The sequence below is a fragment of the Streptococcus mitis genome, assembly GCF_946188375.1.
Lineage (GTDB): Bacteria > Bacillota > Bacilli > Lactobacillales > Streptococcaceae > Streptococcus > Streptococcus mitis_CX.
The window spans coordinates 141,078-157,429 of record NZ_CAMHUS010000001.1; the positions used below are offsets into that span (position 1 = coordinate 141,078).

A 16,352-nucleotide genomic window follows, 5' to 3' on the forward strand; every position below is an offset into this window, starting at 1 on the left:
TTTATCATAATCCTAGAGTAGTTTCGCACAAAAAGTCGGAAGTCCGACTTTTGTGTTTTTCCATAGTATAGGTGCTTATTCCAGTTTAGTTTAGCAGGGTGAATGAATCACTTATCTGAGAAAATGTAGTTCCCTCAAGCAAAGATTAAATCACACAGCTTTCACATTGGTTGGCACCGACTTCTCCACCATCATCTGTAAAGGTACGGACGTAGTAGATAGACTTGATACCCTTGTTAAAGGCATAGTTACGAAGGATTGACAAGTCACGTGTCGTTTGTTTGTTTTCTTTCTTCCATTCGTAAAGTCCTTTTGGAATGTCACTACGCATGAAGAGTGTGAGTGAAAGTCCTTGGTCCACGTGCTCAGTTGCAGCAGCATAGACATCAATCACTTTACGCATATCCATGTCGTAAGCAGAAGTGTAGTAAGGAATGGTTTCTGTTGACAAGCCAGCAGCAGGGTAGTAGATTTTACCGATTTTCTTTTCTTGACGTTCTTCGATACGTTGCGTAATCGGGTGGATAGAAGCAGAAACATCATTGATGTAACTGATAGAACCATTTGGCGCTACAGCAAGCCGGTTTTGGTGGTAAAGACCATCTGCTTGAACCTTGTCACGAAGTTCAGCCCAGTCAGCAGCACTTGGGATAAAGACATCTTTGAAGAGTTCTTTAACACGGTCTGATTTTGGAACAAATTCGCCAGTTACATACTTGTCGAAGTAGCTTCCGTTAGCATAGTCTGATTTTTCAAAGTTGTGGAAGGTGATACCACGTTCACGCGCGATATTGTTTGACTCAACCAAGGTCCAGTAGTTCATAAGCATAAAGTAGATGCTTGTAAACTCAACAGACTCAGGTGATCCATACTCAATCAGTTGTTGGGCAAGGTAGCTGTGAAGTCCCATTGCACCGAGACCAAAGGTATGAGCTTGGCTATTTCCGTGGTCGATGGTAGGAACAGCTACGATGTGTGAACTATCTGTAACGAAAGTAAGGGCACGAACCATAGCACGGATAGAACGACCAAAGTCAGGTGAAGTCATCATGTTAACCACGTTGGTTGAACCAAGGTTACATGAAACATCTGTTCCCATTTGAAGGAATTCTTGAGCATCGTTGATCAAGCTTGGTTCTTGGACTTGAAGAATTTCAGAACACAAGTTACTCATGATAATCTTACCATCAACAGGATTTGCACGGTTAGCTGTGTCGATGTTGACTACATAAGGGTAGCCAGATTCTTGTTGCAATTTAGAGATTTCAGTTTCCAAATCACGCGCCTTGATTTTTGTCTTGCGGATATTTGGATTTGCGACTAGTTCATCGTATTTCTCAGTGATGTCGATGTAGTTGAATGGTACACCGTATTCAAGTTCTACAGAGTAAGGACTGAAGAGGTACATTTCTTCATTTTTACGTGCTAATTCGTAGAATTTATCGGGTACTACAACACCAAGTGAAAGGGTCTTTACACGAACTTTTTCATCGGCGTTTTCTTTCTTAGTTGAAAGGAAGGCGATAATATCTGGGTGGAAGACGTTGAGGTAGACAACACCGGCACCTTGACGTTGACCCAATTGGTTTGAGTAAGAGAAGCTATCTTCGAAAAGTTTCATAACTGGAACGACCCCAGAAGCTGCTCCTTCATAGCCTTTGATAGGTGCACCAGCTTCACGAAGGTTGCTGAGGGTAATTCCCACACCACCACCGATACGTGAAAGTTGAAGAGCTGAGTTGATAGAACGTCCGATAGAGTTCATATCATCAGTTACTTGGATCAGGAAACATGATACTAATTCTCCACGACGAGCACGTCCAGCATTCAAGAAGGAAGGAGTAGCTGGTTGGTAGCGTTGGTGGATGATTTCATTGGCAATATCGATGGCAATAGCTTCATTCCCATCAGCGAAATAAAGGGCGTTAAAGAAGACGCGGTCTTCCATGCTTTCAAGATAATATTCACCGTCGTTAGTTTTCAAAGCATATTGATTGTAAAATTTATAAGCTGCCATGAAAGACTTGAATTGGAAGTTTTGGTCTTTGATAAATTGAGACAATTCTTCCAAAAACTCTGGACGGTATTTCTTGATAAAGGCTGTTTCGATGTAGTTGTGTTCAATGAGGTAGTTGATTTTATCTTTGATTGAATCAAAAACCATAGTGTTTGGAACTACATTTTCTTTAAAGAAGGCATCCAAGGCTTCCTTATCTTTATGAAGCATGATTTGTCCATTGACAGGACGGTTGATTTCGTTATTGAGACGGAAGTAAGTCACGTCTTCAAGATGTTTTAATCCCATAAAATTTCCCTTATCTAATTACAAAAGAAAGGCTTCTAAGTTAGCCCTAGAAGCAGTTTCTTCTGGATGATGTACTAAGATTATGCTAATTGTTTCAGTTTTCCTGGTTGGAAACCTGAAAAGACTTCAGTTGGTGTTTGGATAACAGGAGCTGCGCTGAAACCGAGCTCTTTAACTTGATCGATGTACTCAGGTTGCTCATCAAGATTGATTTCACGATAAGCGACATTATTACTGTCCAAGAAACGTTTAGTCATCTTACATTGGACACAGTTGTTTTTAGAATAAACGGTTACCATTGTGTAACTCCTCTTTCAAAATAGATTACTTTCTTAGTATATCAGAAAATAAATTTTTGTCAATGATTTGAAACTAAATATAGTGGTCTATTTTTCTACTAAAGGTTGCAAAACACAATATGTAGTGTTTGTTTTATGAAATAGTGATAATTATCCTAGAAGTAGTTTTTTGGAAAACTATATCCTGTGTTTTGTTATCTAGAATAGAAGATTTTCAGCAAGTTATCTGAAAGGAAATCGAATAAATCCCATAAAATGCTTGAAAAAAATCCTAGAAGATGGTATAATACCAAATTGTAAGGGTTATCACATATAACTCAAAAAAGAAAGAACAAAAGGAGAGTCAAACTATGGCTTCTAAAGATTTCCACGTAGTGGCAGAAACAGGTATTCACGCACGTCCAGCAACATTGTTGGTACAAACTGCAAGCAAATTTGCTTCAGATATCACTCTTGAGTACAAAGGTAAATCAGTTAACCTTAAATCAATCATGGGTGTTATGAGTCTTGGTGTTGGCCAAGGTGCTGATGTAACTATCTCAGCTGAAGGTGCAGATGCAGATGACGCTATCGCTGCAATCTCAGAAACAATGGAAAAAGAAGGATTGGCATAAGGAAAATGACAGAAATGCTTAAAGGAATCGCAGCATCTGATGGTGTTGCAGTTGCAAAAGCATATCTACTCGTTCAACCGGATTTGTCATTCGAGACTGTTTCAGTCGAAGATACAAACGCAGAAGAGGCTCGTTTGGATGTAGCTCTTGAAGCTTCTCAAAACGAGCTTTCTCTTATCCGTGAGAAAGCTGTAGGTACGCTTGGTGAAGAAGCGGCTCAAGTTTTTGACGCTCATTTGATGGTTCTTGCTGACCCAGAATTGATTGGTCAGATTAAAGAAACAATCCGTGCTAAGAAAGTCAATGCTGAAGCAGGTCTTAAAGAAGTGACTGACATGTTCATCACTATCTTTGAAGGCATGGAAGACAACCCATATATGCAAGAACGTGCAGCGGATATCCGCGACGTGACAAAACGTGTATTGGCAAATCTTCTTGGTAAGAAATTGCCAAACCCAGCTTCTATCAATGAAGAAGTAATCGTCATTGCGCATGACTTGACACCATCTGATACAGCTCAATTGGACAAAAACTTTGTAAAAGCTTTTGTAACAAACATCGGTGGACGTACAAGCCACTCAGCTATCATGGCACGTACACTTGAAATTGCAGCTGTATTGGGAACAAATAACATCACTGAAGTGGTGAAAGACGGTGATATCCTTGCCGTTAACGGAATTACTGGTGAAGTCATTATCAACCCAACAGATGAACAAGCGGCAGAATTTAAAGTAGCTGGTGAAGCTTATGCTAAACAAAAAGCTGAATGGGCACTTTTGAAAGATGCTCAAACAGTGACTGCTGACGGTAAACACTTCGAGTTGGCTGCTAACATCGGTACTCCAAAAGACGTTGAAGGTGTGAACAACAACGGTGCAGAAGCTGTTGGACTTTACCGTACAGAGTTCTTGTACATGGATTCTCAAGATTTCCCAACAGAAGACGAGCAGTATGAAGCATACAAGGCTGTTCTTGAGGGAATGAATGGTAAACCAGTGGTTGTTCGTACAATGGATATTGGTGGAGATAAGGAACTTCCTTACTTCGATATGCCACACGAAATGAACCCATTCCTTGGATTCCGTGCCCTTCGTATCTCTATTTCTGAAACTGGAGATGCAATGTTCCGTACACAAATCCGTGCCCTTCTTCGTGCTTCTGTTCATGGTCAATTGCGTATCATGTTCCCAATGGTTGCCCTTTTGAAAGAATTCCGTGCAGCTAAAGCAGTTTATGAAGAAGAAAAAGCAAATCTTCTTGCTGAAGGTGTTGCAGTTGCGGATGACATCCAAGTTGGTATCATGATTGAAATCCCTGCAGCAGCAATGCTTGCAGACCAATTTGCAAAAGAAGTAGACTTCATGTCAATTGGAACAAACGACTTGATCCAATACTCAATGGCAGCAGACCGTATGAACGAGCAAGTTTCATACCTTTACCAACCATATAACCCATCAATCCTTCGCTTGATCAACAACGTTATCAAGGCAGCTCACGCTGAAGGTAAATGGGCTGGTATGTGTGGTGAGATGGCTGGTGACCAAAAAGCTGTTCCACTTCTTGTCGGAATGGGCTTGGATGAGTTCTCTATGTCAGCAACATCAGTCCTTCGTACACGTAGCTTGATGAAGAAATTGGACACTGCTAAGATGGAAGAGTACGCTAACCGTGCCCTTACAGAGTGTTCAACAATGGAAGAAGTTCTTGAACTTCAAAAAGAATACGTTAACTTCGATTAATGTGATTAACCTTGTAACCTAGTTGCAAGGTTTTTTGATACATTCGGGAATAGTGTAGTCTTGTAAAGTTCACTTTTCAATGAGTCAGAGGCATGATATAATAGGGGGAAACAAATAGAATAAGAGAGAAATCATGTCTAAAGAAATTGATATTGAGTATTACCACCAGCTAGCCATGCAAAAGCAGAAGGAACACCGTAAAGTTTTAGCCAATCTAAAGAAAAAACCTCCTAAAAACCTAGACAAGATAGCCCAGCAGATTCACCAAGAAGTCTTTGAGGAAATTGATTGCACGGCCTGTGCCAATTGTTGTAAGACATTGGGACCGGACTTTAAAGAAGCGGATATTACACGAATCGCCAAGTATTTTAAGATGAAATTACCAGCTTTTGAAGCGGAGTTTCTGCAGGTAGATGAAGATGGTGATAAGGTTTTTAAATCCATGCCTTGTCCCTTTTTAGGAGGAGATAATCTCTGTTCCATCTATGAAGTTCGTCCAAAGGCATGCCGAGAGTTCCCCCATACGGACCGTAAAAAAATTCATCAAATCAACCATTTGACGATTAAGAATACTTTGACCTGTCCAGCAGCCTATCTCTTTGTTGAGAAATTAAAGGATAAGTTATAGAGATTTAAAGGATAAAAAATTTCTAATAATAACTAGAGATATGAAAGGAGTACTCCTGTGCATAGACCGAAAACAAAAGAGGAGCTAATGCTGGCCTCTAAGGAAAATTATGAAAAGCTTAACCTCTTCATCTCTCAATTAAGTGAAGATGAGCTACAGACTCCATTTGATTTTTCAAGAGACCTAAAGAAAAAAGAAGCTCACTGGAAAAGGGATAAAAATCTACGGGATGTCTTGATCCATCTTTATGAATGGCAGCAGTTACTTTTGACTTGGGTACATTCTAATCAAGAAGGTCAAGAAAGACCTTTTCTCCCTGAACCTTATAATTGGAAAACTTATGGAGAAATGAATGTCGCTTTTTGGAATAAGCACCAGAAAACCTCCTTAGAAGAAGCGACTAGACTCCTAGAACAATCACATAGGGAGGTTTTAGAGTTGATAGAAGTTTTTAGCAATGATGAACTCTTTACCAAAGGTATCTATAAGTGGACGGGAGGGACAAGTCTAGGTTCCTACTTTGTCAGTAGTACGTCAAGCCACTATGATTGGGCTCTGAAAAAACTCAAAGCTCATCGGAAGAATTGTAAGGGATAGATGGCCTATTTGAAATGTCAAGAATGAGTTCTTTTAAACGTAAGATAAAAACAAAGGGCCATCAAGTGATGTAGCCCTTTTGAGTTATACAAGCAAATTACCATGCAAAAGCTGTCGTTGGAGCATTGAGCGCTTCTAACCACTGTTTATTTTTTACGGGGCAAAGAGTTACGGATATACCTGCCATATCTAGACTGGTCATAAATGTTCCTGATTTTATAAAGGTAATAGTGACTCCTTCAATTTCTAAGAGTTGAAGGATATCATTGATAAATATGCCCATTTCTAAGTTGCTGGTAGTGCCTAGATTATTTACAAGCAATATAAATTGATCACCCTTTTTCCAATGATAGTGCAATCTTAATTTACTTATAATTTCATTTGCCAGGATTTCCGATGATTGGAATGGGACGATACGATAGCCTTCTTCGCCATGTATGCCAATACCATAAGAAATATTTCCTTCTTCTAAGTTAAATAGTGGAAGGGTGGCTTGGGGGAGACTAGCCGATTTCGTTGCAAAGCCAATTGTTGCGATTTCGGGAGCAAGTTGATGACCTAAATCAGTTAGTTGCTCGATGTCGGCACCATTTTGAGCTGCATATCCTAGAACTTTATGAAGTAAAATAGTCCCTGCAAGTCCTCTTCCTCTAATTTGAAATCTATTGTGAGGTTCAATAGAAATATCGTCGTGTGCTAGACTATAGCCGACCTTAATTCCTTCTTGTCTAGCAGTATTAATGGCCGAGCTAAATTCTTTGATGTCTGCTTCGAAATTTTTTACAATGATGAAGACACCGTGACCATTGTTTAAAAAACGAATGGACTCTAAGATTTCAGTTCTTGTAGGAGGAGTAAATAATTGGCCATAGATAGCAGCGGTAAGCATTCCTTTTCCCACATATCCAATATGAGCAGGTTCGTGTCCTGAACCTCCACCCGCCAATATTGGAACCTGATGAGGATTACGATTTTTTTGATAGACTAGTGGTAAAGTAGGGTGTTTTTCTAATTCAGGATGACTGCTGACAGTTGCCGAAATGTAACTTGAAATAATTTTCTGTTTATGATTTGAAATAAATGTCATTGTGGTCTCTTTCCAATAATTGTCATGATTAGAAAGTCTGGTTGTGGAACTGGACTTTTTTTATTGACGTAAGCCTTCACGATTTCTGCTAGAGCATGTGAATGATAGTCTAACAAAAAGCAAGTATAAGCAGATGAATCGATATCAATCTGACCGTATTCTCTTAAAATTTTTGATACAAGCAAGCGACAGTAGCTGATAAATTGGTCATAGAAGTTATTTTGCCCTTGAATATCAAAAAGTTGAATATAAAAGTCACGCTCTTGTTCGAAATAAAAAAATAATTCTTGTAATAGTTTTTGGCCTGAAATGAAGTCCAAGTTATTGGTGATATACTCGGTTAAGTCATTTTCAAATATCCAGTCTAGCAGTTCATATTTGTCAAGAAAGTGATTGTAAAAGGTCTGTCTACGAATGCCAGCTGATTCCATGATATCTACAATAGAGATTTTATCAAATTCTCTAGTAGCTAATAGGTCTCTAAATGCCTTGGCAATTCGTTTTTTTGTAATGAGTGATGATGCCATAGGAAGCCTTTCTTTTACTTACTTCATTTTACCAAAAAAATGTTTTAAACGGGTTTAAAAGGGGACAAATAATAGAATCTGTCCCTTATCAGCTAGCAATAAAAAATATATAATGAAAGCGAAAACAAAGATACATGCCGAAAGGAGTTTCTCATGAAAAAAATTATAAATGAACCGACACAAGTTGTTGATGAAATGTTGCAGGGATTGTCATTCATGCATGATGACTTGGTAGAACGCTTAGATGGTTTTGATGTCATCGTTAGAAAGGCAGAAAAGACAGGAAAAGTTGGACTCATTTCAGGTGGAGGTTCAGGACATGAACCAAGTCATGCTGGATTTGTAGGAGATGGAATGTTGTCTGCTGCCATTTGTGGAGCAGTCTTCACTTCACCTACTCCGGACCAAATTTTAGAAGCCATCAAGGCGGCTGATGAAGGTGCTGGAGTTTTCATGGTCATCAAGAACTATTCTGGGGACATCATGAATTTTGAAATTGCACAAGAACTTGCTGAAATGGAAGGTATTGATGTAGCAAGTGTTGTAGTCGATGATGATATTGCGGTTGAAAATAGTCTCTATACCCAAGGTCGTCGAGGTGTCGCAGGTACTATATTAGTCCATAAAATTTTGGGTGATGCGGCTCGTTCTGGTAAAACATTATCTGAAATGAAGGACTTGGCCGACAAACTTGTCTTAGAAATTAAAACAATTGGCTTAGCTCTATCTGGCGCTACTGTTCCAGAAGTTGGCAAACCAGGTTTTGTTCTAGAAGATGATGAATTTGAATACGGAGTTGGTATCCACGGTGAACCGGGATATAAGAAAGAGAAGATGCAACCCTCAGCACAATTGGCCTCAGAATTGGTTGAAAAACTATCTGAAGGTTTCCAGCTTAAGGCTGGTGAACGCTATGGTCTTCTCATCAATGGTTTAGGAAGCACTCCTCTTATGGAGCAATACGTATTTGCAAATGATGTGGCTAAATTGCTCCATGAAAAAGGTGTTGAGTTGGCATTTAAGAAAATTGGAAACTATATGACCTCAATTGATATGGCTGGATTGTCTTTAACATTGATTCGATTGGCAGATAATGAGTGGTTGGATGCTCTAAATGCACCTGTTACTACACCAGCTTGGTAAAACTTTAGGAGGAAATGTCAAATGAATACTGAACAAGCTCTTGAATGGATGAAGCTTTTTAATGAAAAGATTCAAGAACAGAAAGATTACCTTAGTGAGCTAGACACCCCTATAGGAGATGGAGACCACGGTGGAAATATGGCGCGTGGAATGGCTGCAGTTATGGAAAACTTAGAAGGAAAGCAATTTGAAACAAGCAGTGATGTGTTTAAACTTGTCTCAATGCAATTACTGAGCAAGGTAGGCGGTGCTTCTGGTCCCTTGTATGGCTCTGCTTTTATGGGCATGGCCAAGGCTGATTCAAATTCGAAAATAGAGGAAATCTTACAAAGCGGTTTGGATATGATTGTCAAACGTGGGAAAGCAGAAGTTGGAGAAAAGACAATGGTTGATGTTTGGACTCCTGTTATTGCTGCTTTGTCTGCAGGCCAATTGACTCAAGAGGTTATTGATAAGCTAGTGAATGCTACCAAAGATTTACTTGCAACTAAAGGAAGGGCATCTTATGTAGGAGAACGTTCTCTTGGACATATTGATCCTGGATCATTTTCATCAGGATTACTCTTTACTGCTCTTTTAGAAACTGGGGTGGTTTAATGGGAAGTATTGGTCTTGTTATCGTTTCACATTCTAAACACATTGCACAAGGTGTCGTTGAACTGATTAGTGAAGTAGCTAAAGATATTCCGATTACTTATGTAGGAGGAACCGAAGATGGAGGAATTGGAACGAGTTTTGATCAAGTAGATAGGGTTGTTTCCGAAAATCCAGCAGATACTTTATTAGCTTTTTTTGACCTAGGTTCTGCTAAAATGAACTTAGAAATGGTGGCTGATTTCAGTGATAAAAGTATCATGATCAATAGGGTTCCAATTGTAGAAGGTGCCTATACTGCAGCTGCTCTTCTTCAGGCTGGTGCAGAACTGTCAGTTATTCAAACACAGTTGTCGGAGCTTGAAATCAATAAATAAGGAATCATCCTATCATTTCTTTTATAGGTGAGTTATTGATTATCTCAACTATCAAATTTTAAGTAAATAATTTCAAAATCAGAAAGGGATTGCTTTATGCAGTTCCTTTTTAATGTAAAAGGAGTGGAATCATAGCGTTTCTAAATTGTTAATACTCTTCGAAAATCAAATTCAAACCACGTCAACGTCGCCTTGCCGTACTCAAGTACAGCCTGCGGCTAGTTTCCTAGTTTGCTCTTTGATTTTCATTGAGTATAATAATTCAAAACTGATTGTGATGGGACTATTCTAGCTTTAGAATCCTTCAAAAATTAAAATTTAAGGCAATCAATGTTTTAGAAGAGTGCGAAAACATTTAGTTTATAGGAATTCTAGATCTAGAATTGCATAGATATTTATGAAGTTAGAGTATTCGATAGTTAGGATTGTTCTATTCTGAAAGATTTGAGCTGTCAATTGTATAGGATAGTATTATTCTATGTTAGATTCCAGTAAAAATGATTGGATAAATAATATTAAAGAAAAATCAAAATCATAATTTTGTTTAATATGGTATAATATTTCTAATAATTTAAACATAATGAGGTAGTAATTTATGGATGAAGTTTTATTTTTTGGAGAAGATGACTTCGATATTCTTGATATTGATGGCTATGAACTAAAACCCTCAGCATTTTTTAATAAGTTACCAGAAATAGCCAAACCTTTAGTCAAAAATGCTAATAAAATCTTATCTGAAGTAGAAAAAATGTTATATTCTGCTCCAGCCTTTATCAATGTTGTCCAATCTAGTATACCTGAAGAGGTTTTTCAGGCAATTCTTTCTCCAGAACAACGGGAAGCAATTGCTCAAGGAGTGTTAAAATTAATGACCAAGAAAGATGGCTCTCTCTTGGCGGTATTAGTAGATACTAATACTAATAAAGTCATTGGAAATGTACCATTGAAATCTGTTAAATTGACACCAGAATTAAATAAAGCGTTAGCTGATTATTCGTCACAAATTCAAATGGCTCAGATTGCAGAGGAGATTCAAAATGTACAATATGCTATTGAGGACGTCAGAAAAGGACAGGAGTCAGATAGACTTGCAATAGCCTATAGTTGTCAACAGAAACTCTTGCAAGCTAGAGAGATATCAGATCCAAATATTAGAACAATGATGTTACTGCAAGTTATTTCAGATGCAGAAGATAGTAGAAATCTCTTAATGCTTAGTCAAAAATCAAATGTAAATTTTATCAAAGAACAACCAGATTCTACTTGGGGTAAGTTATTAAAAGGGGATAAACCAGATAAAATTGAAGCTCGTATGAATGAGATTCGAGATGGATTAGCAGCTGTAAATATCGTTTCACTATCAGCAGCAATAGCTTATAATGAGTTGGGCGAGAAAAAAGCTGCTCAAAAAAGTTTGGATTACTTTGGGAAATTTATTAACGAAACTTATCTCAGTTCTCAGGAATTAGTAGAGAGACTTGATTTACTTGATCCTTCGCCTACAAATTACTGGACAAAAGAATTGCCAAAAATTGAAACTTCTATAATGAAATTGCCAAATAAAACAGATTCTATTGAGACAGAGGTGCTAGAATGAAAGAAATAAAAAAATGCAAGACATGTACTAGGGATTTACCATCAAGTTATAAGCACAATAAGTGCGAATCGTGTAGAAACAAAAAAATAGATGAAGCAAAAAAGATACTTAAAGTTGTTGGACAAGTTGGCAGTGTGGTTACTCCAGTTGTAGTTGGTATGTTGATGAATAAAACTAAGAAAAAGAAGAAATAAACTAATCTATTAAGTACCTAGAAAGGAAAACTCTCAAATTGTCCTACAAATTTCTACTTTTCGACCTTGACCACACTCTTCTTGATTTTGATGCTGCTGAGGATGTGGCTTTGACGCAACTTCTAAAAGAAGAAGGGGTTGCAGATATTCAGGCCTACAAAGACTTTTACGTTCCCATGAACAAGGCTCTCTGGAAGGATTTGGAGCAAAAGAAAATTAGTAAACAAGAGCTGGTTAACACGCGCTTTTCTCGTTTATTTTCTCATTTTGGACTGGAGAAAGATGGTAGTTTTCTAGCCCAACGTTACCAATTTTACTTAGCCCAACAGGGACAAACGATTTCTGGCGCTCATGAACTTTTGGACAGCCTCATCGAGCGTGATTATGACTTGTATGCTGCGACAAATGGCATTACTGCCATTCAGACAGGGCGTTTGGCTCAATCTGATCTGGCACCTTATTTCAATCAAGTCTTTATCTCTGAACAGCTGCAAACACAAAAGCCGGATGCTCTTTTTTATGAAAAAATTGGTCAACAGATTGCAGGTTTTAGCAAAGAAAAGACGCTGATGATTGGAGACTCTCTAACCGCCGACATTCAAGGCGGCAATAATGCTGGGATTGACACGATTTGGTACAATCCTCATCAACTCGAAAATCCCACACAAGCCCAGCCAACCTACGAAGTCCATTCTTACCGAGACTTGCTGGATTGTTTAGATAAACTGTAAAAAGTGGTTTAGACAGCCACTTTTTGCTATAATAGAGGCAGTAAAAACGAAGGAGTCGGCTATGGAACACTCGTCTTGGCATGCTTTGATTAAGGAGCAATTACCTGAGGGTTATTTCGGGAAAATCAATCAGTTTATGAATCAGGTCTATGCTCAGGGGACTATTTATCCACCCAAGGAAAAGGTTTTTCAGGCTCTCTTGACAACACCGCTTGAAGAAGTTAAGGTGGTGATTCTAGGGCAAGATCCCTATCACGGGCCAGGTCAAGCGCAGGGCTTGAGTTTTTCTGTACCGGACTCTATCCCAGCTCCACCATCCTTGCAAAATATCTTGAAAGAATTGTCAGATGATATCGGGGTTAAGAAATCTCATGATTTGACAGCTTGGGCTGAGCAAGGAGTCTTACTTCTTAATGCTTGTTTGACAGTTCCGGCTGGACGGGCTAATGGTCATGCTGGGCAGATATGGGAGCCTTTTACGGATGCTGTGATTCAGGTGGTCAATCATCTAGATAGACAAGTCGTTTTTGTACTCTGGGGAGCTTATGCACGCAAGAAGAAGGCCTTAGTTACCAATCCTCATCACTTGATTATCGAATCAGCCCATCCCAGTCCTTTGTCAGTTTATAGAGGATTTTGGGGTTCCAAGCCTTTTTCCAAGGCCAATGCATTCTTAAAAGAAACAGGACAAGAGCCAATCGATTGGCTTAGATAAGGAGAAAATATGCCTCAGTTAGCGACGATTTGCTACATTGATAACGGGAAAGAACTGCTTATGCTCCACCGTAATAAGAAGCCAAATGATGTTCATGAAGGAAAATGGATTGGTGTGGGTGGTAAGCTAGAGCGAGGAGAGACACCTCAGGAATGCGCGGTGCGTGAAATCCTTGAGGAAACAGGGCTCAAAGCCAAGCCAGTTCTAAAAGGTGTCATCACTTTTCCTGAATTTACACCAGATTTAGACTGGTACACCTATGTTTTTAAGGTGACGGAGTTCGAGGGGGATTTGATTGACTGCAATGAGGGGACGCTGGAATGGGTTCCTTATGATGAGGTTTTGAGCAAGCCGACTTGGGAAGGTGACCATACCTTTGTTGAGTGGCTTTTAGAGGACAAACCCTTCTTTTCAGCTAAGTTTGTTTATGATGGGGATAAATTGTTGGATACCCAAGTTGATTTTTATGAATAAAGGAGAAAGCAGATGCTACTAATCAAAAATGGTCGTGTTATGGATCCCAAGTCTGGTTTGGATCAAGTGTGTGATGTCTTGGTTGAAGATGGAAAGATTATCAAAATTGCGCCTGAGATTAAAGAAGAAGGGGCAGAGGTGCTTGATGCTACTGGTCTTGTAGTTGCGCCTGGTTTGGTTGATATCCATGTTCATTTCCGTGAACCTGGTCAAACCCACAAGGAAGATATCCATACTGGTGCCCTAGCGGCCGCTGCAGGTGGTTTTACAACGGTCGTTATGATGGCTAATACTAGTCCAACCATTTCAGATGTTGAGACTTTGCAAGAAGTTCTCCAGTCAGCTGCAAAGGAGAAGATTAATGTTAAGACGGTTGCGACAATCACGAAGAATTTTAATGGCCAAGACTTGACTGACTTTCAGGCGCTTTTAGAAGCTGGTGCGGTTGGTTTTTCTGATGACGGTATTCCGCTTGAAAGCAGTAAAGTTGTCAAGGAAGCTATGGAAGAAGCCAAAAAACTCAATACCTTTATTAGTCTTCATGAGGAAGATCCAGGTTTGAATGGGATTCTTGGATTTAATGAAAATATCGCTAAAGAACATTTCCATATTTGTGGTGCGACTGGGGTGGCTGAGTATGCTATGATGGCGCGTGATGTCATGATTGCCTATGCAACCAAGGCTCATGTTCACATTCAGCATTTGTCTAAGGATGAAAGTGTTAGAGTAGTTGAGTTTGCTCAAGGATTGGGAGCACAAGTCACAGCAGAAGTAGCACCACAGCATTTTTCTAAGACCGAAGCGCTCCTTTTGACACAAGGAAGCAATGCTAAGATGAATCCGCCACTTCGTTTGGAATCAGACCGTCGTGCCGTGATTGAAGGTCTCAAGTCAGGTGTCATCACAGTTATCGCAACTGACCACGCGCCTCATCATGCAGATGAAAAAAATGTTGAGGATATTACCAAAGCGCCATCTGGTATGACAGGTTTGGAAACATCTCTTTCTCTCGGCTTGACCTATTTGGTAGAAGCTGGTGAGTTAAGCCTGATGGAATTGCTTGAAAAGATGACCTACAACCCAGCCAAACTTTACAACTTTGAAGCAGGTTACTTGGCTGAGAATGGTCCAGCAGATATCACTATTTTTGATGCTAAGGCTGACCGCCTTGTGGACTCCCATTTTGCTTCGAAAGCAGCTAATTCACCATTCATCGGTGAAACCTTAAAAGGGCAGGTTAAATATACCATCTGTAAGGGACAAATCGTCTATCAAAACTAGGGGGAGTCTGCTCTGTAAACAAAAAGAATAGAGAGCTTATATGTACCAAACCCATCATTTTAAAGATAAGTTTATCTTATTTTTAAAGATATTTTTCCCTATCCTGATTTATCAATTTGCCAATTATTCTGCATCCTTTGTTGATACGACTATGACAGGTCAATACAATACTATGGACTTGGCTGGTGTGTCTATGGCAACCAGTATCTGGAATCCTTTCTTTACTTTCCTAACAGGGATTGTTTCAGCTTTGGTGCCCATCATTGGTCACCATCTTGGTCGAGGCAAAAAGGAAGAAGTTGCATCCGATTTTTACCAGTTCATCTATTTGGTCTTGGGTCTATCTGTGGTCTTGCTGGGGATGGTGCTTTTCTTGGCACCACCAATCTTGAATCATATTGGACTAGAAGCACCGGTGGCAGCAGTAGCGGTTCGCTATCTCTGGTTTTTATCTATCGGGATTATCCCCTTGTTGCTCTTTAGTGTCATTCGTTCCTTGCTGGATTCGCTGGGCTTGACCAAACTGTCCATGTACCTCATGCTTTTGTTACTCCCTCTCAATAGCGGATTTAACTATCTCTTGATTTACGGTGCCTTTGGTGTTCCAGAACTGGGAGGTGCTGGTGCTGGTTTAGGTACTTCCTTGGCCTACTGGGTCTTGCTTGGGATTTCTGTTCTGGTCTTATTTAAACAGGAGAAGCTCAAAGCCTTGCATTTTGAGAAACGCATTCCGCTTAATATGGATAAAATCAAGGAAGGAGTTCGCTTAGGTCTGCCTATTGGAGGAACTGTCTTCGCGGAAGTAGCTATCTTTTCTGTGGTTGGCTTGATTATGGCTAAGTTTTCGTCCTTGATTATCGCTAGTCATCAGTCAGCTATGAACTTTTCAAGTCTTATGTACGCCTTTCCTATGAGTATCTCATCGGCTATGGCTATTGTCGTTTCCTATGAAGTGGGAGCCAAGCGATTTGATGATGCTAAAACCTATATTGGTCTAGGAAGATGGACTGCCCTCATTTTTGCGGCCTTCACCTTAACCTTCCTTTATATCTTTAGAGGAAATGTGGCCAGTCTTTATGGTAACGACCCAGAATTCATCGATTTGACAGCGCGCTTTTTAACTTATAGTCTTTTCTTTCAGTTAGCAGATACCTTTGCGGCACCGCTCCAGGGAATTTTACGGGGCTATAAGGATACCGTTATTCCTTTTTACCTTGGTTTGATTGGTTACTGGGGGGTGACACTCCCAGTAGCTATGGTATTCGACTCTCTAACAGATTTTGGAGCTTATTCTTACTGGATTGGTTTGATTATTAGTCTAATCGTGAGTGGGGCGCTCTACCGTTGGCGTTTGACAGTGATTATGAAGAAATTTGAATCTTTAGCAAAATCCAAACGCTAAAAAGTTTGTGAAAAAATATTCTTGATAAGAAAATTCCTTGTTTTTACG

Annotated in this window: 18 protein-coding genes; 14 read left to right on the top strand and 4 right to left on the bottom strand. The window is 39.5% G+C overall.

The window, feature by feature from the left end:
- Window positions 1-145: 145 nt before the first annotated feature.
- The gene (nrdE, locus tag N8M16_RS00630; RefSeq protein ID WP_004254513.1) at window positions 146-2,305 is read right to left on the bottom strand and encodes a class 1b ribonucleoside-diphosphate reductase subunit alpha; all 2,160 of its coding nucleotides are present in this window, start codon (window positions 2,303-2,305) and stop codon (window positions 146-148) included.
- A gap of 80 nt (window positions 2,306-2,385) precedes the next feature.
- The gene (gene nrdH / locus N8M16_RS00635; protein WP_000259240.1) at window positions 2,386-2,604 is read right to left on the bottom strand and encodes a glutaredoxin-like protein NrdH; all 219 of its coding nucleotides are present in this window, start codon (window positions 2,602-2,604) and stop codon (window positions 2,386-2,388) included.
- A 350-nt stretch (window positions 2,605-2,954) separates the two neighbouring features.
- Between nrdH and N8M16_RS00640 the strand changes: the two genes are divergently transcribed.
- The 4 genes from N8M16_RS00640 to N8M16_RS00655 all read left to right on the top strand — a co-directional run bounded on the left by N8M16_RS00640 (window position 2,955) and on the right by N8M16_RS00655 (window position 6,182).
- On the top strand, window positions 2,955-3,218 hold the full coding sequence (locus tag N8M16_RS00640) for a phosphocarrier protein HPr (protein ID WP_000146947.1): 264 nt from the start codon (window positions 2,955-2,957) through the stop codon (window positions 3,216-3,218).
- A gap of 5 nt (window positions 3,219-3,223) precedes the next feature.
- Window positions 3,224-4,957 (top strand): phosphoenolpyruvate--protein phosphotransferase, encoded by a 1,734-nt coding sequence (ptsP, locus tag N8M16_RS00645; protein WP_261069449.1) that lies wholly within the window; start codon window positions 3,224-3,226, stop codon window positions 4,955-4,957.
- Window positions 4,958-5,090: 133 nt separating this feature from the next.
- Window positions 5,091-5,585 carry a YkgJ family cysteine cluster protein gene (locus N8M16_RS00650; RefSeq protein WP_049546639.1) on the top strand — a complete coding sequence of 165 codons (495 nt, stop codon included), beginning with the start codon at window positions 5,091-5,093 and terminating at the stop codon, window positions 5,583-5,585.
- A 57-nt stretch (window positions 5,586-5,642) separates the two neighbouring features.
- Window positions 5,643-6,182 (top strand): ClbS/DfsB family four-helix bundle protein, encoded by a 540-nt coding sequence (locus N8M16_RS00655; protein ID WP_261069450.1) that lies wholly within the window; start codon window positions 5,643-5,645, stop codon window positions 6,180-6,182.
- Between the two features lie 97 nt (window positions 6,183-6,279).
- Here N8M16_RS00655 and dhaQ read toward each other — a convergent pair whose 3' ends face one another.
- Together dhaQ and dhaS are read right to left on the bottom strand one after the other, a co-directional pair.
- Complete coding sequence (gene dhaQ / locus N8M16_RS00660) at window positions 6,280-7,269, bottom strand: DhaKLM operon coactivator DhaQ (protein WP_261056055.1); 990 nt, start codon at window positions 7,267-7,269, stop codon at window positions 6,280-6,282.
- Window positions 7,266-7,796: a dihydroxyacetone kinase transcriptional activator DhaS gene (dhaS, locus tag N8M16_RS00665; RefSeq protein ID WP_070527476.1), complete on the bottom strand. Its 531-nt coding sequence runs from the start codon at window positions 7,794-7,796 to the stop codon at window positions 7,266-7,268. Before dhaS ends, dhaQ begins: the two co-directional genes overlap by 4 nt.
- A 153-nt stretch (window positions 7,797-7,949) precedes the next feature.
- On the opposite strand from dhaS, the gene dhaK reads away from it, so the two are divergent.
- The 10 genes from dhaK (at window position 7,950) to pdrM (ending at window position 16,304) form a co-directional block, all read left to right on the top strand.
- Window positions 7,950-8,939: a dihydroxyacetone kinase subunit DhaK gene (gene dhaK / locus N8M16_RS00670; RefSeq protein WP_261069451.1), complete on the top strand. Its 990-nt coding sequence runs from the start codon at window positions 7,950-7,952 to the stop codon at window positions 8,937-8,939.
- A gap of 21 nt (window positions 8,940-8,960) precedes the next feature.
- Window positions 8,961-9,536 carry a dihydroxyacetone kinase subunit DhaL gene (dhaL, locus tag N8M16_RS00675; RefSeq protein ID WP_261069452.1) on the top strand — a complete coding sequence of 192 codons (576 nt, stop codon included), beginning with the start codon at window positions 8,961-8,963 and terminating at the stop codon, window positions 9,534-9,536.
- Entirely contained in the window at window positions 9,536-9,910 is a 375-nt protein-coding gene (gene dhaM / locus N8M16_RS00680) for a dihydroxyacetone kinase phosphoryl donor subunit DhaM (protein WP_000534739.1), read from the top strand. The genes dhaL and dhaM overlap by 1 nt, the downstream gene beginning before the upstream one ends.
- 595 nt (window positions 9,911-10,505) lie before the next feature.
- Window positions 10,506-11,507: a hypothetical protein gene (locus tag N8M16_RS00685; protein ID WP_000344676.1), complete on the top strand. Its 1,002-nt coding sequence runs from the start codon at window positions 10,506-10,508 to the stop codon at window positions 11,505-11,507.
- Complete coding sequence (locus tag N8M16_RS00690) at window positions 11,504-11,701, top strand: hypothetical protein (protein ID WP_000658758.1); 198 nt, start codon at window positions 11,504-11,506, stop codon at window positions 11,699-11,701. Before N8M16_RS00685 ends, N8M16_RS00690 begins: the two co-directional genes overlap by 4 nt.
- Before the next feature lie 38 nt (window positions 11,702-11,739).
- Window positions 11,740-12,432, top strand: coding sequence for a pyrimidine 5'-nucleotidase PynA (gene pynA / locus N8M16_RS00695; RefSeq protein ID WP_000120612.1), 693 nt, complete (start codon window positions 11,740-11,742; stop codon window positions 12,430-12,432).
- 61 nt (window positions 12,433-12,493) lie between these two features.
- Window positions 12,494-13,147: a uracil-DNA glycosylase gene (locus N8M16_RS00700; protein WP_000401338.1), complete on the top strand. Its 654-nt coding sequence runs from the start codon at window positions 12,494-12,496 to the stop codon at window positions 13,145-13,147.
- A 9-nt stretch (window positions 13,148-13,156) separates the two neighbouring features.
- Window positions 13,157-13,621, top strand: a complete 465-nt coding sequence (locus N8M16_RS00705; protein WP_001135783.1) for an NUDIX hydrolase — start codon at window positions 13,157-13,159, stop codon at window positions 13,619-13,621.
- Between the two features lie 12 nt (window positions 13,622-13,633).
- A complete protein-coding gene (locus N8M16_RS00710; protein WP_261069453.1) occupies window positions 13,634-14,902 on the top strand; it encodes a dihydroorotase in 1,269 nt (422 codons plus the stop codon).
- Window positions 14,903-14,942: 40 nt separating this feature from the next.
- Entirely contained in the window at window positions 14,943-16,304 is a 1,362-nt protein-coding gene (gene pdrM, locus N8M16_RS00715) for a sodium-coupled multidrug efflux MATE transporter PdrM (protein ID WP_261069454.1), read from the top strand.
- The last annotated feature ends 48 nt before the right edge of the window (window positions 16,305-16,352 follow it).